The sequence below is a fragment of the Mesorhizobium sp. M1428 genome (assembly GCF_040317515.1).
Lineage (GTDB): Bacteria > Pseudomonadota > Alphaproteobacteria > Rhizobiales > Rhizobiaceae > Mesorhizobium.
Window position 1 is genome coordinate 64,765 of sequence record NZ_JAMYKT010000022.1, and the last position, 22,244, is coordinate 87,008.

Below are 22,244 nucleotides of genomic sequence, written 5' to 3' on the forward strand. Positions count from 1 at the left end.
CACCAACCAGAAATGCTTGAACTCAAAGATGTAAAGCTGTCTTACGGAAGCACGCAGGTCCTGAACGGCGTCAATCTCTCGGTAAAGCGAGGTGACGTGGTGTCGATCATCGGCCCCAGCGGCACCGGCAAGACCACGCTGCTGAAATGCATCAACTACCTGGCCAAGCCGTCATCCGGAACCATCGCCTTCGATCAGATTCGGATGGATTACCAGCGCGCCGACAAGGCCGCCGTCCAGGCGATCCGGCTCCGGACAGCGATGGTCTTTCAGCAATTCAACGTCTTCAAGAACATGACGGTCCTCCAGAACGTGATGGATCCCCTGGTTGTCGTGCAGCGCAAGTCCACGGACGAGGCGCGCGAGATCGCCCTGCGGGAACTCGAGCGGGTCGGCCTCTCCCCGAAACGAGACAGCTATCCCTCCCAGCTTTCGGGCGGTCAGCTTCAGCGCACCGGCATCGCGCGCGCCCTGGCGGTTCGTCCCGACGTGATACTCTTCGATGAGCCTACGTCATCGCTGGATCCCGAACTCGTCGGTGAAGTCCTGAAGGTGATCAAGGATGTCACCTCGTCAGGCATCACTTCGCTGCTTGTGACCCACGAGATGCAATTCGCAAAGAACATCTCGAACCGAATTGTCTTCATGGATCGTGGCGTGGTTGCCGCCGATGGCAGCCCGGCTGAGATCTTCGATGCACCTTCCAGCCCACGCCTTGCTCAATTCCTGCAGTCGGAACTCGCTTTTCAATAGCTCAACAACTCTACAAGAAGGGAACCTAAGAAATGTCTGCAATCACATCCAGTTTGTCCCGCCGCGCTGCCCTGGCTGTTGCCGGCGGCATCGCAATCGCCCTTGCAACCGTGGGGATCAGCCACGGCGAAACGGTCAGGACGATCAAGATCGCGACGTCGGCGGAATCCAAGCCCCTGGCGTGGGGCGCGATAGGCGTCGAGCCGCAGGGCTATGAACCCGATCTCCTGAGGGCGATCAACGCAAAGCTGCCGCAGTACAAGTTCGAGATGGAAGGTGTCTCCGACATCGCGCAGGAAACCGGCCTGGCCACGGGCAAGTACGACATCGCGGTCGGCGGCTACTACAAGTCCCCCGAGCGCGCCAAGCAGTTCTTGATTCCGGAAAATCCAATGGGCGCCAGCCTGATGAAGATCTACAGCAAGAAAGACAGCGGCATCAAGGAGATGAAGGACCTGGTCGGCAAGAGGATCGTTCCGACCACGGCCGGCGGCGGAACCTACAAGTTCATCATGAACTGGCAAAAAGAAAACCCGCAATACAAGCTCGATGTAACGGCATCGAGCGCCGGTATTCCGTACCCGAACCGTCTGGACGAAGTCCAGAACGGCAAGTTCGACGCTCTCGTCCTGCCCTCGAATCTAGGTGAGCAGACCGTCATCGAGGAAAAGAAACTCGATATCGTGGCGTCCGAACCAGTGTTCAGCAACAACACCTACATGCTGATCCACAGATCAGACGAGAACAAGGTTCTGGCCGACGATGTGAACAAGGTTCTCAAGGAATTGAAAGACGACGGCACGATCGAAAAGCTCTCGCAGAAGTGGTTCGGCGAGGGCATCGTCCAGTACATGAAATAGCACGGCCGTCAACGACCATATTCGCTAGTCAGCGGCAAGACTGAATTGCAAGAAGGAGCGTTTCAAGTGGATGTTTCTGCTATGATCCCCGAGTTGCTCTCGGCACTGCCGCTGACGCTCGCCATCACGTTTACGGCCCTCATTACCGGGTTCTGCCTGGCTCTCATTGCGACAACCCTCCGGGTTCGCAGGGTGCCGGTGATCAGTCACCTGGTGGACCTCTACGTGTCCTATGCCCGCAGTGTTCCTGTCGTCCTCCAGTTGTTCGTCGCGTTTTACGGGCTTCCCCTGTTGGTGATCCTATTCGGCGCCAAAGATTTTATCTCGGCGACGATCGCTGCCATGGTGGGGTTGAGCCTCTACCACGGCGGCTATCTGTCAGAAGTCATGCGGCCTGCATACCTGGCCGTCGATCGCGGCCAGCATGACGCGGCCGACAGTCTGGGATACACCTTCCGACAGAAGATCACCCGCGTCGTCGGCCCGCAAGCGGTGCACTTCGCACTGCCGGGCTACGGGAACTCCATCATCTACCTGATCCATAACGTTGCGCTGGTCATGTATATCGGCGCGGCCGACGTCATGGCGACTGCGCATTTGATCATGGAGCGCGACTATAACCAGTACCAGTTCGAAACCTACCTCGTCCTGGCGGTCATCTATTCGCTGATGTGCCTGGTCGCGTGGCTCATCGTGCGCTTCTTCGAGCTTCGCTCACCGATGCAGGCGCCAGAGGCGACGACAACGACTCCGATCAAGAACGAGCTCATCGCCAGCGTCTGACGTAAGGGTATTCGATCATGTTTGACACCGATATTTTGCTCCAAGATACGCAGGAAATTCTGGGCGCCGTACCCGTGACCGTTGGAATGGCGCTCTTGATTTTCGTCCTGTCGACGATAGTCGGCAGCATATTCGCGCTCATCGAATACAGACGGTTGCCGGTGCTGCGAGAGCTCATCATGACTTACAAGATCGTCTTCAAGGGCGTTCCGATGGTCATCGTGATTTTCCTCGCCTATTTCGGTCTGCCGCCCGCATTCCAGTTCCTGTTCTCGTTGCTGGGGATCAACTTCAACGCCCACGAAACCCCCAATTGGGTCATCCTTGTCGTTGCGATTACCGGCTGTGTCGCCGCGTTCCAATCGGAGATTATCAAGGGAGCCCTGAACGCATTCGACACTGGTCAGTCGGATGCCGCCCATTCGCTGGGCTATACGGGCGGCCAACTGTTCCGACGGATCCTCTTTCCCCAGGTGGCCCTGACGGCAATCCCCGACCTGACAACCTCGATGATGGTCATCATGAAGGCGCTTTCCCTCGGGTTCGCCATCGAGGTTGTCGATATCTTCGCCCAGTCCCAATTAACCGCGGCGCTGAATTACTATTACCTCGAAGCGTTCGTGATTGCCGTCGTGATCTACATGGTGATTGCCTATATCGTCACCCAGATTGCCGACCGGCTGGAACGGGCGCTTAGGGTGCGGACGTGAGGCGCATGTGGGATAGGATGGCCAACCTTCGGATATCGAGCCGCACCTGGGAGGCAATTCTTTTGGGTATGAAAAGCTTGCGGAGAAGCCCAAGTAGCCGATGTATGTACCGGTGATTTGAAACTCCGCCTGCGGGTTTTAGATCCGCATTAGGAATGGAGCCAAGGCAGCCAGCCTCCGCCACAACCCTAGCAACGAGATTTGAGAAGATGGTGCGGGTGGTCGGGCTCGAACCGACACTCCTTTCGGAACTGGATTTTGAATCCAGCGCGTCTACCAGTTTCACCACACCCGCATGCAACCACCAAGTCCGTTCGCGGTGTTTGCAAGACCCCCGCGACTCCTATGTGGCTCCTGGGCCGCGTATGTGCCACAAGGTATTCCATGAAGTCCAGAGCGATTTCCCAGCGAAATTCGTGCGTTTTCATTCGCTCACGAGCCGAATGATCCAACCTGGGCATTTGGCACCGACTCCTAGTTCGACCCTCGGTCGCTTCGCATGACCCTAAGGCCGAGTTTGTTTCATGGGCTATTGGCCTCGAGCGGCTGCTCCGGGACTACAAAGTCGCGTCAGGAGCCGCCCTCTCAGAGCAATCTGCAAACGTCGCGATTTGGGGCCGCAAGCAGACGGACCGCTGCGTGCGCCCGCAAAGCGAATAGCCGCTATACAAAAGTCTCGTACTGGCTCTCAGCAACGGATACCGGATCGCTATATCGGCCCCCGGCGTCGGCGCAAACGAGGCTCTAACTTCGTTCGAAACCGTGGTAGCCTTCCGGGCCTCAATCGTCGAAAGATACTGGATCGCGATAGGCCGCGGGCACCCACGCTTTCGTGCACCTGGACGAGGTCGCTGGACTTGACGTTCCCTTCGTCGAATACGGCTTCCCATGCGGTCAGGCCGACGACGGGTAGCGCCGCGGCCAGCACGAAGTCCAGACGCGTCGGTTTTCCTCGAAACAGACGCCCCGGGGGACCACCTAATGTTCGGCATAGCTGCAGATTCGGCATAGCTGCCCGGATTGCCGGGAAACCCGCCGTCGACATACCGGACTTCGTCTCCGACGCTGATCCCGTCGACTGCCTCGCCGACTTGTTCGACTACGCCGACACCATCGATGCCGAGGATCGTCGGCGATCCGGTTTCGGCATTGGGATTGTGCCTTTGCCCGCTTCTTCTGTTCTGCGGGTCGGCTGGGTTCACGCCGCCCGGACCTTGACGAGCACGTCCGAAGGTCTCTCGACTTTCGGCCTTGCTATCTCGCGAACCTGCAGGAACTCGGGTCCGCCGGGCGCATACATCACCGGCGCCCGCATCGTCTCAGACATTGCGCGCCACGCCACCGCTTTGCTCGATCGCGTTGATCAGCCGATGCAGATTGACGGCGTCTCCGAATGTCGGACTCTGACGGGTGCCGGAAGTCACGTCGGAAGCGAAGAGTTGGTAAAGCTTCCTCACGTTGCCCGTCAGGACGTTCTCGCCGGCGCCGAAGTCTTCGGGTACGGAGATCGGCTGGAGGGTCTCGTCTGCTTGCGCCCCCATAAGCTTGAACCCGCCCAAGCCAGCGTAGCCGACGGGGCTCGTCAGCAAAAGGTCGCCCCTGCTGCCGTTGATCTCAACATGGAAATTCGTAGCACGCGACAGTCCGCCGCGGAAATGGCTCGTCACCACGCCGCCTGACGTGAGCTGGCCAGTGAAGGCAATCTGGTCGGCGACGTCGAGCGGAACCACTTCCTTGCTCTCCATCATCCTTATCGTTGGGCGCCGACTGACCAGTGTCCCCGACACGCTGAGGAAGCTCTCGTTGAGTGCGAACAGCAAGGCGTCGATCGTGTGGGCGAACGGCACGTGCAGCATGCTCGCGCCCGTGGACGGATCCAAGGTGTATCGGAAAGCCTCTTCGAGCTCCTCCCCCCAGGTAATACCGGAGCCAATGATCGAGGCCGAGAGCACCTCGCCCAGATAGCCCTCTTTGATCAGGTCGCGCATGTACCGGACAGTCGGATTCGCGCGGGTTTGAAGGCCGATCATTGCCGAGACGCCTTTTTCGGCGGCAAGCGAGTTCATCGTCTCGGCATCACGCAGGTTCATCCCGAGCGGCCATTCGGAAAACACAGACTTTCCCGCTTCGAGTGCCGCAGTCACGAGTTGAAGGTGTTCCGGCACTCTCACGGTGACAACCACCAGGTCGACATCTGGATGGTTCACAAGCTCTTCCGCCGACGAGACCGCGTGCGCGAAACCGAACTTGTCGGCTGACGCCCGCGCCGTTTCGATCCGACGATGGCTCACGGCAGAAAGCTGGAACTGCGGCAAACCTCTCAACGCAGGCACATGGGCGGTCGAGGCCCAACCGCGGTCGGGGTGAACGCCGATGATGCCAACTCTGATCCGTGCACTGGTCATTGGACGCGCTCCTTAGGCGTGATTTCCAGAATGGTCCGACGGAGCTCAAGCTTGGCGATACGCCACTGCCCATCCTCGAATTCCCAGCTTTCATGGTAGTGCCCGTAGCCGTGTATGCTGGCGGGGCGTGTGTCGGCGGTAGGCGGGAAGATGAGACAATCTCCTCCATCGACCAGATCGCGTTCACCTCCGTGTCGGACACCCACTCCATTTCCGATGCAGCAGATGCTTTTCCGCGATCGCCCTCGCCATGGGAGCACCCTGGTCGCCAAGCCCGATGAAACCCACTTGCTGGGTCGTGTCTATCATCTGCATCCTCCCAAAAAGCCGACAGTCATCTCCCACAGCCGTTGCGCGTTGGCGCTGTCGAGCGCGTATGCGGCCACACCCTCCAACCTCAACTGGGGGCGGTTCGGCACGACCGGAGCCTCGGCGCAGTTCTCGAAATACCGTCCGTTCGTTCCCTCGACCAACGGCGAGGCCGCGAGAAGCACCGAGGTGGCAGCGCCCTCCTCGGGTGTCTTGCGAAGGTGCTCGGGCGTACGCAGTCCTCCGGTATGACGCTGGAGGTTGGTCGCGATGGCTCCAGGATTCAGCGCGTTTGATACGATACCGTCATCGACCCATCGATCCTTGATTCCCACGGACAGAAGCGTGCAAGCCGTCTTCGACTGGGCATAAGCCAGAAGCGGGTCCTAGGGTATGAAGTGGAAGTGCGGGTCGTCCCAGAAGACCGGGCCGAACAGGCTGCCACTGGAGCTGACGGAGACGACGCGCGCGCCCTGGGCCTTGGCGAGAGCTCGGCGGAGACCTAGGGTCAGTGCGAAGTGCCCCAGGAAGTTGGTCGCGAACTGCATTTCCCATCCATGGGCAGAGCGTCGCAGCTCCGGCAACGCCATTATACCCGCGTTGTTGACGAGCGCGTGCAGGGGACCTTCCCAGTTGTCAACGAAACGGTCGACGGAGCGCAGGTCCGCGAGATCAAGCTGACGCAACTGGATCGCGGGGTTGCCGGTCTTCACCCGGAGGTCCGTCGCGATTTCCTCAGCGGTTTCCGGGCGGCGGACGGCGATGACAATAGTGGCCCCAGCCGCGGCGAGCGCCGAGGTCGTCTCGATGCCGATACCGCTCGCGCCGCCGGTGACGATCATCGTCTTTCCCCGGAGGTCGACAGCTCTCAGGACTTCGGACGCGGTCGAATGGAACCCAAATGGTAATTGGCGCAAGGTCGCCTCCTCAGGTTCTGGTGAGAGACTGGTTCAGTCGACCGACCGTCACTCAGTGATCTTGACGAAGCCCTGCTGCACGAGCTGGATCGTGCGGGCCATGGCGTCGAGATTGACCTTGATGCGGGGGAGCAGATCTGCATTTCCCCAGCCGTTCACCTTCGCAGTCGCACCGCAAAGTTCGACTCTGACGCCGATGTCGATGAGGTCGGCAACCAGCTTCTTGTATGGGTTGCCGGTGGCGATGTTGCGCGAAGCATTGTAGGCTACGTCATTCAGGGTGACGTGACCCGCGTTGGTGTGGAAGACCACGATCACGTCTGATGTCGCCTTGCAGTTCGCGATGTCCGTGGTGATCAGCTGAAGATGGAACAGCGCAGCGGGCAGGTCGCCTTCGAACTGAAGGCCCCCGATGCTGTGAACGGATTTCACTTCCTTCAGTTCGACCGGGATATCTATGAACAGAGCGCTTTTTGTTTCCGACATAGCTGTCTCCTGGGGTTCGGAATTCTGTGAAAAGAATTCGGGCCGGACGCCCCTTGGGAGCGTTCCGATGGCGCGCGTGAATTTGGGGAGGGACGCGCCAGAAGAAGTCGGCTGATGACCGAAGGCTCGTACTAGACGCCCTCGTAGACCAGCCGCGTGAAGAAGCTCGGATCGATGACGAAATTGCCCCACTTGGCGTCGAACGCCGCCGTGGGCTTGGCGGCGACGGCCTCGTCCCTCGATCGTCCCTGAAGCTTGAGCGCTGCGACGTTCTCGCGGACGGCCACAAGCATGTCGCGGAATTCCTGCAGCTCGGCGCGGTTGCTTACCGGATTTCCGTGGCCTGGGATGATGATCGTCTTGTCGGTCGCCGCGGCCAGGTTCGCATCCGAGGCGGCGATCATCCCGTCGATGCCGCCGCCCGTCGAATAATCGATGAACGGATAGATCCCGTTCCAGTAGGTGTCGCCGACATGGAGGACGTCCGCCTCGCCAAACATGACCGAGATGTCGCCATCGGTATGCGCCGGACCATAGTATTTCATGTCGAGCGACTGGCCGTTCAGCTTGAGCGAATGCTCCTTCGAGAAGGCGTGCTTGGGCACGCCGCCGTGCTCCAGCGGCAGGAAATTGTAATCCCAGTCATCTACCCGCTGTACCTGCGACAGGTACTTGCGGGTGTTCTCGTGCGCGATGATCTTGGCTCCGCCAGCTCCGATCCAGGCGTTGCCGTCCGCATGATCAAAATGCCAGTGGGTGTTGATGAGATGGGTCACGGGCTCAGGGGAGAGCGCGGAGAGCACCTTCGTCATCTGGGGGCGCGACACGCTGATGCCTGCATCGACCATGACGAGCCCGTCCTTGCCGCCCAAGACCGCGACGTTGCCGCCAGAGCCTTCGAGGATGGTGATGTCATTCCTCAGCTTGTGGGTGGCGATCTCTGACTTGGCGGCACTGTCCTTGATGAGGCTCACCAGCCCGCGCGCCTCGGCATAGGCCGCGCGTGGGCTCATCCAACCACCGGTCGCCGCGAAGGTGGCAGCGCCTATGCAGCAAAGGCAAAATCCACGCCGGGAATGCATGTGTTCCGTCATCATGACATACCTTTCCGCAGCCGGCCTCAGGTGGGCCGACAGCTTTCGAATTGGCTTGAGGAGATCGAGGGCAGGCATTTCGACCTGCCCAGGCGGTTACGCGTTGATAAAGGCGAGCAGGTCCGCGTTGATCACATCGGCATGCGTTGTGAACATCCCGTGCGGATAACCGTCATAGACCTTGAGTTTTCCGTTCTTGAGCAGCTTGACGGAGAGTTCGGCAGAGTCGGCGATGGGCACGACCTGGTCGTCGCTTCCGTGCATTATCAGGACCGGAACGTCGATGATCTGCAGGTCCTCGGTGAAATCGGTTTCCGAGAACACCTTGATGCACTCGTAGTGCGCGTTCGCTCCGCCCATCATGCCTTGGCGCCACCAGTTGCGGATCGTGCCTTCGGAGATAACGGCGCCGGGGCGGTTGAAGCCGTAGAACGGTCCGCTCGCGATATCGAGATAGAGTTGCGCTCGGTTTGCCGCCAAGGCGGCGCGGTAGCCGTCGAAGACCTCGATCGGGAGTCCTCCAGGGTTCTTGGCCGACTTGACCATCACCGGAGGAATCGCAGAGATGAGCACTGCTTTGGCGACCCTGCCTTTACCGTGCCGGGCGACGTACCTGGTGACCTCGCCGCCGCCGGTCGAATGGCCAATATGGATCGCATCGCGAAGGTCGAGCGCCTCCGCGAGTGCGGCGACGTCGGCCGCGTAGGTGTCCATGTCGTTGCCGCCGGAGGTCTGGCTTGAGCGGCCATGGCCCCTCCGGTCGTGGGCGATGACCCGGAAGCCCTTGCCGAGGAAGAACAGCATCTGGTTATCCCAATCGTCGCCGCTCAGCGGCCACCCATGGTGGAACACGATCGGCTGACCGGTGCCCCAATCTTTGTAGAAAATCTGCGCGCCGTCTTTCGCCTTGATGCTGTTCATGGTCTCAGTCCCATCTTCAATGGTTGCACTGGTTGAGTTCGATGACGCCGTGGCAGCCAAGGCCTCCAGAGGCAGCGTCGTGGTCAGAGCGACGGCTCCGGTTCCGATCAGGACTTCCCGTCTCGTCGTTGTGGGCTTTGTCACGGCTGTCCTCGTGATCATGTCTATCCCCTCCTTGGGGCGGACACGGTTCCACTGGCAGCCCCGGACCTATCCTGACCGGATGCTCTCGTTTGGGCGTGTCGAGATTTCGAAATGGTCAGCCCTGCACTGGCGCTGCCGCGGCCCACTCTTTCCGGGTGGTAGGCATGCCGTCGATCATTTCGACGACGTCTTTGGATTTCGAAAGCGTCGTCATCAACGACTTGGGTCCCTCGAACGGCCGGCCCCCGATGTGCCAACCATCGGTATGAAGCTCCTCGATGAGGACCCATACCACCTCGCGGAAGGCCTCCGAGCCCTCGAACTTCACCATGACGTCGGTCAAGGCCTTGGCCATGGCGTGTTTCTCCTCCGGCGTGAACACGCCGTCGACCAGTTTCACGTTGACGAATGGCATGACATCTTTCCTTGGTTCAGAGGTTGAAGGTGCTTTATTCGGCGACGTCGATCACGATCTTACCGTTGGCGGTCCGGTTTTCGACTTCGACATATGCTTCCGCAATGGTCTCGAAACTGAAGCGACGCGGATCGAGGAGAGGTATGATCTTTCCTGCTTCCGCGAGCCGCTTCGCCTCTCGCAGGATGTGCCCGTGATGGGCGCGGCCTTCCCCGGTCAGGATCGGCAGGAGCGTGAAGACGCCGGAGTAGCTTGCGGCTCGGAACGAGAGCGGGCCGAGCGAGTGCGTGCCCCATCCCAGGCAGCTGACGACATGGCCGAAGCGGGTCACGGCGTTGAACGCGGCGTCGATCCCGGCGCCGCCGACGGTGTCATAGACAATGTCGAAGCCGCGCCCGCCCGTATGGTCTTTGACGTATTCTTCGACCGTCGTCTGATGGCGGTCGATCGCAGTGGCGCAGAGTTCCTCGATCTCGCGTTGCTTGGCAGCCTTATCCACGGCGAAGACCTCGGCTCCGAAAGCCCGGGCTATCTGGATGGCAATGTGGCCGACGCCACCCGCACCGAGTACGAGAACTTTCTGGCGCGCCTGAACCTGTGCGCGATCCACTAGGCCTTCCCAGGCGGTGATGAAGACCAGCGGCAACGCGGCCGCTTCGCGCATGGTCATGTTGGCAGGCTTGGGAGCCAGCAAATCGGCGTCGACGGCCACGAAGGTCGCGAGCGAGCCCTGGAGACCGCCGACGCCGCCCGTCATGCCGAAGACCTCGTCGTGCGGCTTGAACGCGGTCACCCCAGGGCCGACAGCTTCGACGATCCCGGCCACGTCCATCCCGAGAATGGCGGGCAGTGGATGCCGCGCATGCGGAGCCTGGCCGCTTTTGATCTTGAGATCGAGCGGGTTTACGCTGCTCGCCTTGACGCGGACCAGGACCTCGCCCGCCGAGGGCGCTGGGCAGACAATGCTGGTGCGGAGGAAGTCAGAGTTCGTCTCGTTCAAGACGAGCGCGTCCATTTTGGTCGCCATGGTCTTCATCTGTCTGCCCTCTCTGCCGCGCCGACGACTGTCAGGCGACTTTCAGAAGGTGGCAGAGCAGAGTGGTCTCAAGCCAGTGAATTGCAGTGAAATCTTGTGATGAGCACGAGCACAGATGCGCGCGGGAAGATCAGGACACCTCGGCCAAAAGAGCCTTGGCCGCCACCATGTCGGCCGTGTCGAAGCCTTCGATGAACCGATCACAGACCGCGGCCAACAGTGCGCGCGCCCGAGCAGTGTCTCCGCGGTAACGCGCCAACCTCGTCAAACTCGTGGTCGTCCTGAGCCCCCAGGACAGCGCGTCCTGTCGCCCCGCCACATCGACCGAATGGAGATAGCATCGTTCGACGCTCCCGAGGTCGTCACCGCCGCGCCAAAGGACATCCCCCTTCAGGCGATAGAGTTCTGCGACACACCAGAGCTCGTCCTTCTCTTCGCTGGCGCTGATCGCCGCCTCCACCAGCGACCGGGCTTCGGCGTGTTGCCCCAGACAAGACAGGCCCTCGGCTAGAAAGCCGAGAAATCTAACATTGTAGAGGTTGAAGAGTTTTACCTGGCGCAGTTCAGCCAACCCGTTCCGGAGAAGTGGCACGCCTCTCTCAGGAAGCCCTCGCTGGATCAGAAGCACCGCCTTCCAGCACCGACCGAAGACCTCCCATGGGCCGAGCGCGTTCGTCTTGGCTAGATCGAGTAGCTCGGTGATAGCCAAGTCCGCCGCCACAAGGTCGCCGACATGAACCAGGACCGGACATGACCAGCGCGCCAAGGCTTCACACAACGAGATCGCGTGGCCCGATTCCCGCGCGGCCCCAACGGCGGTGTGGACCGCCTTGATCGCCTGATCAGGAAGACCTTGCATCCACAGGAGCTGGGCAGGTTGGATTCGTGCCGAAACCGACTGGCCGAACCTGAAACGCACTGAATTCGCGGAGGCGGTTTCAGCAGAGACATCGTGGGCTAACATGAGATCGGCGTGACGGCGGGCACCCCGGAAGTCGCCCATGCAGAACAGGGTCATGCTGAGCATTCGGTCACCGATGAACCGATCGAGTCCGCTTTGGGCGAGCGCCACGAAACGTTCGGCGTTTCCCAGCGACGCCTTGTAGTCACCCATGCCCACTTGTGCGACCCACAAGCCCCAAAGAGCCTCCGCTTGAGCGTCGACGTCGCCCAACTCCTCGGATATCTCCAACGCCTTGGCGAAAGCGGCCGGAGCTTGTGGCGCGAAGCCGATCTTGAACGCTTGGGAGAGCCCGAGCGCACTGTAGAGCTGCATGATCTGACGAGCGTACTCGTTTCTTCGCTTTCCCGGGTCGATGCCTAGCAGCGCGCGCTGGACACTGGTCAGGCATTCGTCGACCAGAGAAAGCTGGTACCACATCGGAATGGCGGCGACGGTGACCGCGAGGCCAACTTCGATATCGCCGTGCCCCGAGTAGGCCCAATCCAGAACGAAGCGCACGTTGTTGATGTGCAGAGCATACCTCAAAAGCCATTCTTCCCTCGGCAGAGTTTCGACCTCCTCCTGCGAATGCTCGAGGACATCGCATAAATAGCTCGCGAGTTGCCGCGTGACGGCATCGAGTTCTCCTTCCTCCCGCACCTTGTCCAGAACAAAGGCCCGTGTCGTGTCGAGAAGACGGTACCGCGCGGCCTTGCCTCGAGCGTCTACCGCCACCAGGGATTTGGCGACGAGGTCAGCGAGATGACCCGGCACATCGCGTTCCGCGGCATCCGGGCCGGTTGCGACGGCGACTGCCGCCTCCCGCCCGAAGTCTCCTGAGAACATTGCGAGCCGGCGCAGAACCCTCTGCTCACCTTTCGATAGCGCCCCGTAGCTCCAGTCGATCATCGCTGCCAGGGTTTGATGGCGGGGGAGAGCGGCACGCCGACCACCCGTCAGCAGCCGCAGACGGTCATTCAGAAGCTCCGCGATACCGCGCGTGCCAAAGGCCTCCACCCGCGCTGCGGCGAGCTCGATCGCGAGGGCGATCCCATCTAGCTGGCGGCATATATGCGTGACCACAGGAGCTTCGTCGTCATTGAACGAATACTCGCTCCCGGAAGAGGTCGCCCGCTCGACGAACAGTCGAATGGCGGGATATTCCAACGCGTCGGCGGCAGTCAGGCCGGCCGCGGAAGGCGGCATGTCGAGAGGGGGGAGCCTGTAGACGCTTTCGCCCTCCACCCGCAACGCCTCGCGGCTGGTGGCAAGGATGGTAATTTCTGGCGCTTCCCGGAGCAAGGCCTCCGCCAGACGGGCAGTGGCTTCGAGAACGAGTTCGCAACTGTCGAGCACGAGCAGCATATGTTTCCCGCGAAGGTGCCCGATGAGGCTCGCGGTCGGATCCCCCGATGTCTCCGGAAGGCGAAGCTGTGACGCCAGGACTGAAGGGACGAGTTGGGAGTTCGTTATTGGGGCCAGGTCCACGAAGCAAAGGCCATGTTCATGCGATGACAACAATTGTTCTGCCACGCGAAAGCCCACGGTTGTCTTGCCTATGCCACCTGGGCCGACAATTGTGACCATACGGAACCGTTGAAATCGCCCTTCGACGATCTTGATCGCTTCGTCACGTCCGATGGGGTGCGTCAGCTGTCTTGGAAGATTGTTCGGGGCCGTTGTCGTCTGGGGCTCGTGTTCAACATGAGAGCGGGTGAGAGGAGCAATGAACCGATAGCCTCTTGATGGAACGGCGACGATGTATCGCGGAGCGGCTTGATCGTCGCCGAGCACCCTGCGGAGCAATGCAATCTGAGCTCTGAGATTCGACTCCTCCACCGTGGCGTTGGGCCAGGCTCTCGCGGTCAATTCATCCTTCGTTACCAGTTCGCCCGCCTGCTCGGTTAACGCGATGAGTATTTCGAGCGCGCGGGAGCCGATCGTTACGGGCTCAGCATCCTTGAGCAGAAGATGTCGCCCCGGATACAGCAGGAATGAACCAAACGTGATCGCGACATCTGCCGCAGCGGTTGCCTTTGGGAAAGCTTGCCCTTGCATTCTATCCTTCGCTGGTAACGGAGCATTATCGGCCCGGAATATGGAGTGAAGCTGCGAACCAAGGGCGAGTGTGCCAGAGTCGAGTTGCTGGCGACCGAATGATTTCTCGATTCTCCAAGTAATATACGATCCCGACGTAAGGGGTCATCCATCTATTTTTGTGGGAGTCATATTGCTCTACTTTGGCGGGGACCGACCCCCAAGGGTCAAGCATGGTGTCTCAGGTTCTTGCGATGTCCAATCCAGTCAGCCTTGCGCTCGCGCGCCACAACCTCTCGGCCCTCTCGGGATCGATCGCATAGGGACGCACCCCAAATCCCTCGCTGGGCTCTACGCGTGCGACGTCACAATTCTCGCAATAGACCCCGCCTATTGAGTCCAACACAGGAGCGGTGGCACTCCAGACTGTCGTCGCCGCGCCTTGTTCCACGGTTTTCATATCCTCGCCGGATCGATTATGGGGGACCCATCCGGAGCGACAGCACCGAAAGCGTCGAATTCGGACCGGGTCAGATGACGAATGCCGGGTGTCATTATCATTCCGGGGTGTACGGAGAGGGCGCTAACGCCGTGACGGCGTCCACGGGTGTCGAGCGCAACCGCGAAAAGCGCGTTCGCAGTTTTCGATTGGCTGTAGGCCATCCATTTATCATAGGGACGTCGTACAAAATCGAGGTCGTCGAAATCGACATCACACATCTGATGGCCTCGGGATGAGAGAACAACCACTCGAGATCTTTCCGCTGCAAGTAATGCTGGCCATAGCAGTGCCGTCAGCCGAAAATGTCCGAGGTAGTTGATGGAGAAATGGCCCTCGTGACCATCTTCATCGCGGAACAGCGGCCTCGCCATCACGCCCGCATTTAGGACCAGAAGATCAAGTCTGCTTTGTCGCTCGAGAAAAGCCGTGGCGAAGGCTTTGATAGAGACGTCATTGATTAGGTCAACGGGCCAAACCTCAACCCCGTCAATCCCCTTCAAAGCGGCTCGCGCGCCGATAGGGTCGATCGCTGGTACGCAGATGCTAGCGCCGCATCCTGCCAGCACTCTGACGGTCTCCAGGCCCAGCCCGGAGGAACCACCAGTCACCAATGCAACCCGCCCGGCAAGGTCCACGCCACGTGCCACTTCCTCCGCGGTCACGGCAGGTCCAAAAGGGGTATGAAGCGGGGTTTGCAATTCTCCCATTTTTGTTTCCCCAGTCGATCCCGCTCGATGCTCAACGCAGATACCCTAGTAGCGGTTTTCCCGCGCGATGTCGTCAAGGGCCGCTTGGCGATAGGATAGATGCCCTGTCCTACCAGGCGTACTCACACATTTTGTGTTCTTTGGCCATTCGCACAGCAGCGCCATGAGGTGCTGGGCGTTGCGGCGCGGTCGTCCCCGTGACAGGTAACGAGAATTGGAAGATAGCGCCGTGAGGACCGGCCGCCGTCGCCCATAGCTTTCCCCGTGTGCTTCGACGATAGTCCGGCAGACGCCATCTCGATCCTCTCAGCGATCTACCTTGCCGGTCTCCCATTCGTCGCATTGTCACCGGAGACTGCAAACCAACCGCTGCCAGCGTAACCTTTGCTCCGCCTGAAGAGAGGCCTTCCGCAGCAGCATCAGTGAGACTCTATTCAAGCTCAATAAAGCGAGGTTGGCCCAATGAATGAACGCATCCAGGAAAGGTGGCCGGATATACCGTACGGTCCTTGGCGCAGCACGTGTTCCGCGTTGCATCTTTATAGTCAGATCATAGGGAAATATCGGCTCGCCCGCTCAGCGTGGGTGAACCATTCCTGGCATGCAACCCTCTACACTGACGCTCGCGGTTTCACGACCGGGCTAGTGCCAGATGGACCAGGCGGCATCGAATTGAGCCTCGATCTGATCAACCATGAAGTGGTCGGACGAGCAACCGATGGGCGCATTGCCCGGTTCCCGCTTGAGCCGATGTCGGTCGCCTTCTTTCACCGGCGCGCGTTGGATCTCATTCGTACTCTCGGTGGGACACCGGAGTTCCATGGCAGGCCGAATGAGATTCCGCAGGCTATTCCGTTCGCCGAAGACAGGATGGAACGCCCCTACGATGCCGATGCTGTGACACGGTTCTTCAGGGCATGTGTGGCAGTGACGAACGTGCTCCAGATCTTCCGTACGGCGTATCTCGGCAAGGTCAGTCCGGTGCATCTCTTCTGGGGAAGTTTTGACATTGCCGTGACACGTTTCTCCGGTCGACAGGCGCCCTCACATCCAGGCGGTATTCCGGCCCTGCCCGATGAAATCACCCGCGAGGCCTACAGCCACGAAGTCTCGTCAGCTGGCTTCTGGCCAGGTGGGGGTGCAATCGATTTTCCCGCGTTCTATTCCTATGCATACCCAATGCCGACCGGTTTTTCAGCTGCAAGAATTTCTCCCGAAGCCGCATATTACGATGAAAACCTCGGAGAATTTCTGCTGCCCTATGATGCGGTCCGGCTTGCCAACAATCCAGAACACACGCTCATGACCTTTTTGGAAAGCACGTATGGCGCCGCTGCTGAACTCGGTGATTGGGACAGGACTGCGCTCGAGTGCAAGGTTGGTAAACCTCGACAACCTCGGCCCATGTGAGACACAGAGGTTCGACTTAACTGATGACTTTTCCCGACTACGATTGTCGTCGTTCCGGGCGAACTGGGGCCGAGAACAGACCGCCAGCTTCGGTCTGCGGATCGTGCAGAGCGGACATTTAGGTTGGGCCCGGACATCGTCGTGACCTGACCCAAACGAGCCATTCCGGCAGGCAAGCTCGAATGTCTCGAATGTGGTGAATACGACATTGACAAAACCTCAGCCGTCGATGAAAGCGCGGAAAGAAGGGATTTGCTGAGCGCCGGTGAGGTCGGTTTCCTTTCAGAACAACTGATACTATGATCCTGCGGGGCCAGGCCAACAATGGACCGCAAGCTTGCCGCGATTCTCGCCGCCGATGTCGTGGGCTATTCGGCTCTGATGGAGCGCGATGAGGCCAGCACGTTCGAGCGCCTTCGCGCCGGACGCAAGGAACTGTTTGAGCCCGAAATTGCACGCCACCACGGCCGTATCTTCAAGCTGATGGGCGACGGGATGTTGGCCGAATTCGGCAGTGTCATCGATGCCGTCGAATGTGCGGCGTCGCTGCAGCGCGGGCTTGGCGAGCGCAACGCTTCGCTTCCCGAAACCGAGCAGATTCACGTGCGGATCGGCATCAACCTCGGCGAGGTGATCGTCGAGGGCGAGGACCGGTATGGTGACGGGGTCAACATCGCAGCCAGGCTTCAGCAACTGGCGGAGCCCGGCGGCATCTGCCTGTCGGGAAAAGTGGCCAAGGAGGTGGAGAGGAAACTGGCTTTCGCCTTCGAGCCGATGGGCGAGCAGAGGGTCAAAAACATTGCCCAACCAGTTCAGACCTATCGCGTGGTGCTTGATCCAGCGGCAGCGGGCACGACCCTCAAAGCTCGCCGCCGGCCGCGCGCCTGGCGCCTTCCGGTAGCGGCGGCTGTTCTCATCCTGGCCCTCGGCCTTGCCGCGGCATGGTGGCAGCCGTGGGAGAGGCCTGCGCAACCTGCTGCGCCCGCGGCCAGCGAGGCGGTAGATGCCCGGCCGTCGCTCGTAGTCCTGCCCTTCGACAATCTCAGCGACGACAAGGAACAGGAATATCTCGCCAACGGCTTCACCGAGGACCTGACGACCGAACTGGCGCGCGTGCCCGGCCTTTTCGTCCTCTCCCGCAACGCGGCCTTTGCCTACAAGGACAAGGACACGAAGCCTGCGGAGATTGCTGCGGCATTGGGCGTCCGCTATCTGCTGGAAGGCTCGATTCGCCGCGTCGGCGACAACATGCGCATCAATGCGCAACTGATCGACAGCTCGACATCCGGACATCTCTGGGCGGAGCGCTTCGACGGCCGGTGGGCGGACGTGTTCGCGCTGCAGGACAAGGTCGTCGGCAGCATTGCCGGCGCGCTCCAGCTCCGCCTGGTGAGCGTCGCGCCGGCCGCCCGCGTGGGAGGCACAAACAATCCCGAGGCCTATGATGTCTATCTCAAAGGGATGGACATCTATAACCGCATCAACACCCCCGAGGAGTTTGCGCAGGCTGTGAAGCATTTCCAGCACGCGGTGCAACTCGACCCCGATTTCGGCGCGGCTCATGCCCAACTCGCCTGGGCCTATTGGGACGCGGACATCGACCGGGCCGTGGTGATGGGGCTCACGCGAGCCGAGGCCTATGACAAAGTCCACGAAACCCTGAAGCTCGCCGCCCGACATCCTTCGCCGGGTTATTATCAACTGGTCGCCGAGTTGATGATCAGGGAGCACAACTCGGACGAAGCAGTCACCGTTCTTCTGAAATCGATGGCGCTCGATCCTAGCGATACCTGGAATTATCTCTCGCTGGCCAATGCCCTGAATTTCAACGGCCGGCCGAAGGAAGCGCTGAGCTATCTCGATGCGGCTGCGCGCGTCGACCCGATCTCGTGGATGGACTACAGGCGCTACCAGGCCGGACTGGCCGAGTTCGGTCAAGGGAAATTCGAGGGCGCGGTTCGCTCCATCGAGAAGATGGACCTTGCTTCGCCCGATTCACCGGCCAACTTCTATGCCCTGCAAGTCCTTGTTTCGGCCTATGGGCATCTTGGGCGCACCGACCAGGCCGCGGCCGCCTTGGAAATGTTTAGGAAGGCTGTTGCGCACAGAATGGAATACGGGGAGAGCCAGTTGATCACCCAGGACTACATGGTGTTCAAGAATGTGGCCGATATCGAACGCCTTTTGGCCGGCCTGACCAAGGCAGGTGTGCCCGATCTGCCGGCATTGGCAAGGGCAGGCATGAATCCGAAGGACCGGCTCACAGGCGCGGAAATAAGGTCTCTCATGTTCGGCCACGAAACGCGCGGAAAATTGGCGTTTGACAAGTTCCTGCCTATGCAGCGCACGACCTCCGTCGACGGCGCCGTCAGCGAGACCATTGGCCAAAGGACCCACTCAGGAACCTCGTGGGTGCAAGGCAATTTCTTGTGCAATGCCTTTCCGGTAGAGCTGACAAGCTGTGGAGCAATTTATCGCAATGTGTTCAGGACGCCGGGGCGCGACGACGAATACAAGGCCGTTTACCGCTGGGACCAGTTCGAATTTTCGGTCGTCAAGTGAACTCCCAAATGCCGCAAAGGCCGAAAGTCTGCTTGCGGGATATACATGCGACCTTGTTCGCCATAACCGAAACGACCGGAATTGGCGCAACCACGACCTCCACCGTGGCCGCTGGCGATGTCGGCTTTCAGGCGCTGGCAAAGGCGACTTCGCCGGCCGACATTGGGCGCATTGCCGACGGTCTTGGGCCGAACATCAGTCAGTAGGCTTCGATTGTCAGAATTGCGTTCTGGAATCGCTTGGCCGCAAGATCCTCAGGCGTAATCCAATATTGAAGCGGCCCCATCTCTCCGACGGTCCAGTTGAGCGCCATATCCGGCCCAAGTTGGAGCAATAGCAGGTAGCGGTCCTTCATCTCGTCGGCTGCTGCCTGGACGGTAAGCGGTGTTCTCAGGCCACGGCCTTGAGCTCGAGCTTGTTGATGTAGACCCAAGGCAGGAGATCGTCGATCTGGCTGTTGGGGTGGCCGTTGACGATCCTGGTGAGGACATCGGCGAGATAGCCGAGCGGTTCGACACCATTGAGCTTGCAGGTTTCGATCAGCGAGGCGATGACGGCCCAGTGTTCGGCGCCGCCGTCGGAAGCAGCGTCATAATGCCGGGAATCCGGGCTTCGACGTTGTCGTCACCTATCCATTCCATCCGTTGGTTGGGCAGACCGTTGCGGTGGTCGGTGAGCATGATCATGACGGCATCCGCCACCTTTTGGTTCGGCAGCCGCACGGCGGAAGCTTCCATCTTCCGGACTGGATGGCCGCCCCACAGGCCAGTTCGGTTGCGATCGTTGCCGCGCCCCGACTTTCGCTCACACACCTCCTCGAACTTCGCGCACTTCTCGATCATCTCGTAGGCTCTCTTCCAAGAGACTCGATCTCCGGAGGAGGACATGCCGATGAAGAATCCGCTGCGCACCCAACTGGATTTGTTTGTGCCCACCATACCGCCGGCCAAGATGTCGGGCGAGGAACGCGTAAAGGCGGTGGTGCTGTTGCAGTCTCTACTCGTCGAAGCAGCGTCCGTGCCGGGCGTCGGACTGTCGATCCCGAACCGGAAGGAGGCGGGTGATGAGCAAGATTACCGCTGAGCACCTTTGCCGCAGCGCCATCATCTACATCCGGCAATCAACGTCCTACCAGGTCGTAAACAACCTTGAGAGCCAGCGTCGCCAATATGGCCTAGCTGAGCGGGCTCGGCAGTTGGGTTGGGATGATGTGCAAATCGTCGATGACGATCTCGGCCGATCCGGCGCCGGCACGGCTCGGCCCGGCTTTGAGAAGCTGTTGGCGGCCATCTGCGAAGGTCGTGTCGGAGCGGTCGTCTCGCTGGAGGCGTCGCGGCTGGCGCGCAACGGCCGTGACTGGCACACCTTGCTTGAGTTCTGCGGGTTGGTCGGGACATTGATCGTAGATGAAGATGGCGTCTACGATCCGCGTCTGATCAACGATCGTCTGCTGCTTGGCATGAAGGGCACGATGAGCGAGATGGAGCTTTCGGTATTCCGGCAGCGCTCCATCGAGGCGCTCAGGCAGAAGGCTCGCCGGGGGGAACTTCTGCTGACTGTGGCTGTCGGCTATGTCAAAGCGGATGATGGGCAGCTCGACAAGGATTCGGATCGTCGTGTCCAGGACGGCATTGCTCTGGTGTTCCGCAAGTTCGCCGAGTTGCAGTCGATCCGGCAGGTTTTGCTCTGGTTCCGGCAGGAGCAAGTTCTAGTTCCGGCCGTCGTTCAGGGCCGCGGCAAACACGCGATTGAATGGAAGGTGCCGGTCTATCACACGCTGCACCACATGCTGACCAATCCGGTCTATGCCGGCGCCTACGCATTTGGACGGCGCGGAACGCGCGTTGTAATCGAAGGCGGCCGCAAGCGCGTGATGCGTGACAGCATGCGCCGGAACTGGAAGGACTGGGAGGTTTTGATCCGCAGCCACCATGAGGCATATATTTCCTGGGAGGAGTTCGAGAGGAATCAGCACTTGATCGCCGACAACGCCAACGGCAAGAGCTACCTTGGGCGCGGGGCGATCCGCCGCGGAGAAGCCTTGCTGCCAGGCCTATTGCGCTGCGCACGCTGCGGTCGTCGATTGCATGTCGCTTACAGCGGCAAAGGCGGAAACACCCAACGTTACGTCTGTCGCGGCACCTTCAGCGACAAGGCCGTCGACAACTGCATCCGCTTCGGCGGTATGCGGGTTGACCGGGCAGTCGTCCAGGAGGTTCTCGGTCGACTGCAGCCGCTCGGCATCGAGGCGGCGCTGGCTGCCATGGAGGTGCAAGGCCAGGAGCATAGTGACAAGCGACAGCAGGTCGAGAATGCTTGCCGGCAGGCCCGGTACGAGGCGGAGCGTGCACGCCGCCAATACAATGCGGTCGATCCCGAGAACCGGCTTGTCGCCGGCGAACTCGAGCGACGCTGGAACGAGAAGCTGACCCACCTGGGCGAGCTTGAGGAGGAGCTGGACCGCTTGGCCCCGCTGCAAGCACCAACGGTCTCCGCCGACGATCGTGCAAGGCTGATGGCTCTCGGGAAGGACCTCGCCCAGGCATGGGACAGTCCGGGCGCTTCGAACGAGACGCGCAAGAAGATCATTCGCTTGTTGGTCAAGGAGATCATCGTCGATGTCGTGGACGATAGTCTGGCGCTCATCATCCATTGGCAAGGTGGCGATCACACACGTCTCATCGTGAAGAAGAACAAGGTCGGGCAAACCCGCTGGACGATCGAAGGCGATACCCTTGATCTTGTTCGGGTACTGGCCCGCCAGATGTCGGATCTGTCCATCGCCGCCATCCTCAATCGCGCCGGCAAAAGGACAGGGAAGGACAATAGCTGGACGCGTAGTAGGGTGTGCAGTCTTCGCAACACCCATGGCATTGCGCCATACCGCGACGGCGAACGTGCGGAGCGTGGCGAAGCAACGCTCGACGAAGCCGCGGGGATTCTCCAGGTCAGCCCGTCGACAGTTCGTCGCATGGTCAACCGCGGCACGTTGGCAGCGAATCAACTATGCAAGGGGGCACCCTGGATCATTCACCTCTCGGATATCGAGAATGATGCCGTTCGGCGTGAAGCTGATGCGCGGCGATCACGGCGTCCGGCGTCTCATGATCCGCGCCAAAATATCCTTAATTTATAAGGCGATCGACAGATGAGCAGTATATCGCACCGCCGTCAGAGCCTGCGAAGAGCGCGTTCTTGCGGTTGAGCGCGATCGGACGGATCGAGCGTTCGACGGTGTTGCTGTCGATCT

The 22,244-nt window shown here is 60.2% G+C and carries 20 protein-coding genes, 1 tRNA gene and 6 pseudogenes; 10 read left to right on the forward strand and 17 right to left on the reverse strand.

What is annotated here, in order from left to right; genetic code table 11:
• Window positions 1-12: 12 nt before the first annotated feature.
• From NKG60_RS24950 to NKG60_RS24965, 4 genes are all read left to right on the forward strand, one after another.
• Window positions 13-753: an amino acid ABC transporter ATP-binding protein gene (locus tag NKG60_RS24950; RefSeq protein ID WP_352670143.1), complete on the forward strand. Its 741-nt coding sequence runs from the start codon at window positions 13-15 to the stop codon at window positions 751-753.
• Window positions 754-785: 32 nt separating this feature from the next.
• The gene (locus tag NKG60_RS24955) at window positions 786-1,613 is read left to right on the forward strand and encodes a transporter substrate-binding domain-containing protein (RefSeq protein ID WP_352670094.1); all 828 of its coding nucleotides are present in this window, start codon (window positions 786-788) and stop codon (window positions 1,611-1,613) included.
• 66 nt (window positions 1,614-1,679) lie between these two features.
• Window positions 1,680-2,396 carry an amino acid ABC transporter permease gene (locus NKG60_RS24960; protein WP_352670097.1) on the forward strand — a complete coding sequence of 239 codons (717 nt, stop codon included), beginning with the start codon at window positions 1,680-1,682 and terminating at the stop codon, window positions 2,394-2,396.
• A gap of 17 nt (window positions 2,397-2,413) precedes the next feature.
• Window positions 2,414-3,106: an amino acid ABC transporter permease gene (locus NKG60_RS24965; RefSeq protein ID WP_352670100.1), complete on the forward strand. Its 693-nt coding sequence runs from the start codon at window positions 2,414-2,416 to the stop codon at window positions 3,104-3,106.
• 210 nt (window positions 3,107-3,316) lie between these two features.
• On the opposite strand, the gene NKG60_RS24970 is transcribed toward NKG60_RS24965, so the two are convergent.
• The 13 genes and pseudogenes from NKG60_RS24970 to NKG60_RS25030 form a co-directional block, all read right to left on the reverse strand.
• Window positions 3,317-3,401: transfer RNA gene (locus NKG60_RS24970), tRNA-Leu, on the reverse strand.
• A 262-nt stretch (window positions 3,402-3,663) separates the two neighbouring features.
• Window positions 3,664-4,308, reverse strand: a complete 645-nt coding sequence (locus NKG60_RS24975) for an alcohol dehydrogenase catalytic domain-containing protein (RefSeq protein ID WP_352864523.1) — start codon at window positions 4,306-4,308, stop codon at window positions 3,664-3,666.
• Complete coding sequence (locus tag NKG60_RS24980) at window positions 4,305-4,433, reverse strand: hypothetical protein (protein WP_352670106.1); 129 nt, start codon at window positions 4,431-4,433, stop codon at window positions 4,305-4,307. Before NKG60_RS24980 ends, NKG60_RS24975 begins: the two co-directional genes overlap by 4 nt.
• Entirely contained in the window at window positions 4,426-5,511 is a 1,086-nt protein-coding gene (locus NKG60_RS24985) for a Gfo/Idh/MocA family protein (RefSeq protein ID WP_352975846.1), read from the reverse strand. The genes NKG60_RS24980 and NKG60_RS24985 overlap by 8 nt, the downstream gene beginning before the upstream one ends.
• Window positions 5,508-5,701, reverse strand: a pseudogene (locus NKG60_RS24990) (nuclear transport factor 2 family protein); the annotation flags it as partial. The gene NKG60_RS24985 and the pseudogene NKG60_RS24990, both read right to left, overlap by 4 nt.
• A 115-nt stretch (window positions 5,702-5,816) precedes the next feature.
• Window positions 5,817-6,662, reverse strand: a pseudogene (locus NKG60_RS24995) (SDR family NAD(P)-dependent oxidoreductase).
• A gap of 123 nt (window positions 6,663-6,785) precedes the next feature.
• Complete coding sequence (locus tag NKG60_RS25000) at window positions 6,786-7,223, reverse strand: DsrE family protein (protein WP_352864528.1); 438 nt, start codon at window positions 7,221-7,223, stop codon at window positions 6,786-6,788.
• A 131-nt stretch (window positions 7,224-7,354) separates the two neighbouring features.
• Window positions 7,355-8,320, reverse strand: a complete 966-nt coding sequence (locus NKG60_RS25005) for an MBL fold metallo-hydrolase (protein ID WP_352864530.1) — start codon at window positions 8,318-8,320, stop codon at window positions 7,355-7,357.
• A 93-nt stretch (window positions 8,321-8,413) separates the two neighbouring features.
• Window positions 8,414-9,238: an alpha/beta fold hydrolase gene (locus NKG60_RS25010; RefSeq protein ID WP_352975857.1), complete on the reverse strand. Its 825-nt coding sequence runs from the start codon at window positions 9,236-9,238 to the stop codon at window positions 8,414-8,416.
• A gap of 259 nt (window positions 9,239-9,497) precedes the next feature.
• A complete protein-coding gene (locus tag NKG60_RS25015; RefSeq protein ID WP_352805192.1) occupies window positions 9,498-9,797 on the reverse strand; it encodes a tautomerase family protein in 300 nt (99 codons plus the stop codon).
• A gap of 34 nt (window positions 9,798-9,831) precedes the next feature.
• Window positions 9,832-10,833, reverse strand: coding sequence for a zinc-dependent alcohol dehydrogenase family protein (locus NKG60_RS25020; RefSeq protein WP_352864533.1), 1,002 nt, complete (start codon window positions 10,831-10,833; stop codon window positions 9,832-9,834).
• A 130-nt stretch (window positions 10,834-10,963) separates the two neighbouring features.
• The gene (locus NKG60_RS25025; RefSeq protein ID WP_352864535.1) at window positions 10,964-13,834 is read right to left on the reverse strand and encodes an ATP-binding protein; all 2,871 of its coding nucleotides are present in this window, start codon (window positions 13,832-13,834) and stop codon (window positions 10,964-10,966) included.
• A gap of 220 nt (window positions 13,835-14,054) precedes the next feature.
• A pseudogene (locus NKG60_RS25030) lies at window positions 14,055-15,022 on the reverse strand (SDR family NAD(P)-dependent oxidoreductase).
• 462 nt (window positions 15,023-15,484) lie between these two features.
• On the opposite strand from NKG60_RS25030, the gene NKG60_RS25035 reads away from it, so the two are divergent.
• The 3 genes from NKG60_RS25035 to NKG60_RS25045 all read left to right on the forward strand — a co-directional run bounded on the left by NKG60_RS25035 (window position 15,485) and on the right by NKG60_RS25045 (window position 19,200).
• The gene (locus tag NKG60_RS25035; protein ID WP_352670112.1) at window positions 15,485-16,432 is read left to right on the forward strand and encodes a DUF5996 family protein; all 948 of its coding nucleotides are present in this window, start codon (window positions 15,485-15,487) and stop codon (window positions 16,430-16,432) included.
• A 324-nt stretch (window positions 16,433-16,756) separates the two neighbouring features.
• Window positions 16,757-18,994, forward strand: coding sequence for an adenylate/guanylate cyclase domain-containing protein (locus tag NKG60_RS25040; protein WP_352864538.1), 2,238 nt, complete (start codon window positions 16,757-16,759; stop codon window positions 18,992-18,994).
• A 53-nt stretch (window positions 18,995-19,047) separates the two neighbouring features.
• Window positions 19,048-19,200, forward strand: a complete 153-nt coding sequence (locus NKG60_RS25045) for a hypothetical protein (RefSeq protein WP_352670117.1) — start codon at window positions 19,048-19,050, stop codon at window positions 19,198-19,200.
• On the opposite strand, the gene NKG60_RS25050 is transcribed toward NKG60_RS25045, so the two are convergent.
• From NKG60_RS25050 to NKG60_RS25060, 3 genes and pseudogenes are all read right to left on the reverse strand, one after another.
• The gene (locus tag NKG60_RS25050) at window positions 19,194-19,349 is read right to left on the reverse strand and encodes a DUF1963 domain-containing protein (RefSeq protein ID WP_502912329.1); all 156 of its coding nucleotides are present in this window, start codon (window positions 19,347-19,349) and stop codon (window positions 19,194-19,196) included. The genes NKG60_RS25045 and NKG60_RS25050 overlap by 7 nt on opposite strands.
• 35 nt (window positions 19,350-19,384) lie before the next feature.
• Window positions 19,385-19,582, reverse strand: a pseudogene (locus tag NKG60_RS25055) (transposase domain-containing protein); the annotation flags it as partial.
• On the reverse strand, window positions 19,534-19,680 hold the full coding sequence (locus tag NKG60_RS25060; protein ID WP_352975851.1) for a hypothetical protein: 147 nt from the start codon (window positions 19,678-19,680) through the stop codon (window positions 19,534-19,536). The pseudogene NKG60_RS25055 and the gene NKG60_RS25060, both read right to left, overlap by 49 nt.
• On the opposite strand from NKG60_RS25060, the pseudogene NKG60_RS25065 reads away from it, so the two are divergent.
• The 3 genes and pseudogenes from NKG60_RS25065 to NKG60_RS25075 form a co-directional block, all read left to right on the forward strand.
• Window positions 19,660-19,779: pseudogene (locus NKG60_RS25065) on the forward strand (hypothetical protein); the annotation flags it as partial. The gene NKG60_RS25060 and the pseudogene NKG60_RS25065 sit on opposite strands and share 21 nt — an antisense overlap.
• Before the next feature lie 100 nt (window positions 19,780-19,879).
• Window positions 19,880-20,077, forward strand: coding sequence for a hypothetical protein (locus NKG60_RS25070; protein WP_352509784.1), 198 nt, complete (start codon window positions 19,880-19,882; stop codon window positions 20,075-20,077).
• A complete protein-coding gene (locus NKG60_RS25075; RefSeq protein WP_352975852.1) occupies window positions 20,058-22,130 on the forward strand; it encodes a recombinase family protein in 2,073 nt (690 codons plus the stop codon). The genes NKG60_RS25070 and NKG60_RS25075 overlap by 20 nt, the downstream gene beginning before the upstream one ends.
• Here NKG60_RS25075 and NKG60_RS25080 read toward each other — a convergent pair.
• Window positions 22,126-22,244: pseudogene (locus tag NKG60_RS25080) on the reverse strand (IS66 family transposase); the annotation flags it as partial. The gene NKG60_RS25075 and the pseudogene NKG60_RS25080 sit on opposite strands and share 5 nt — an antisense overlap.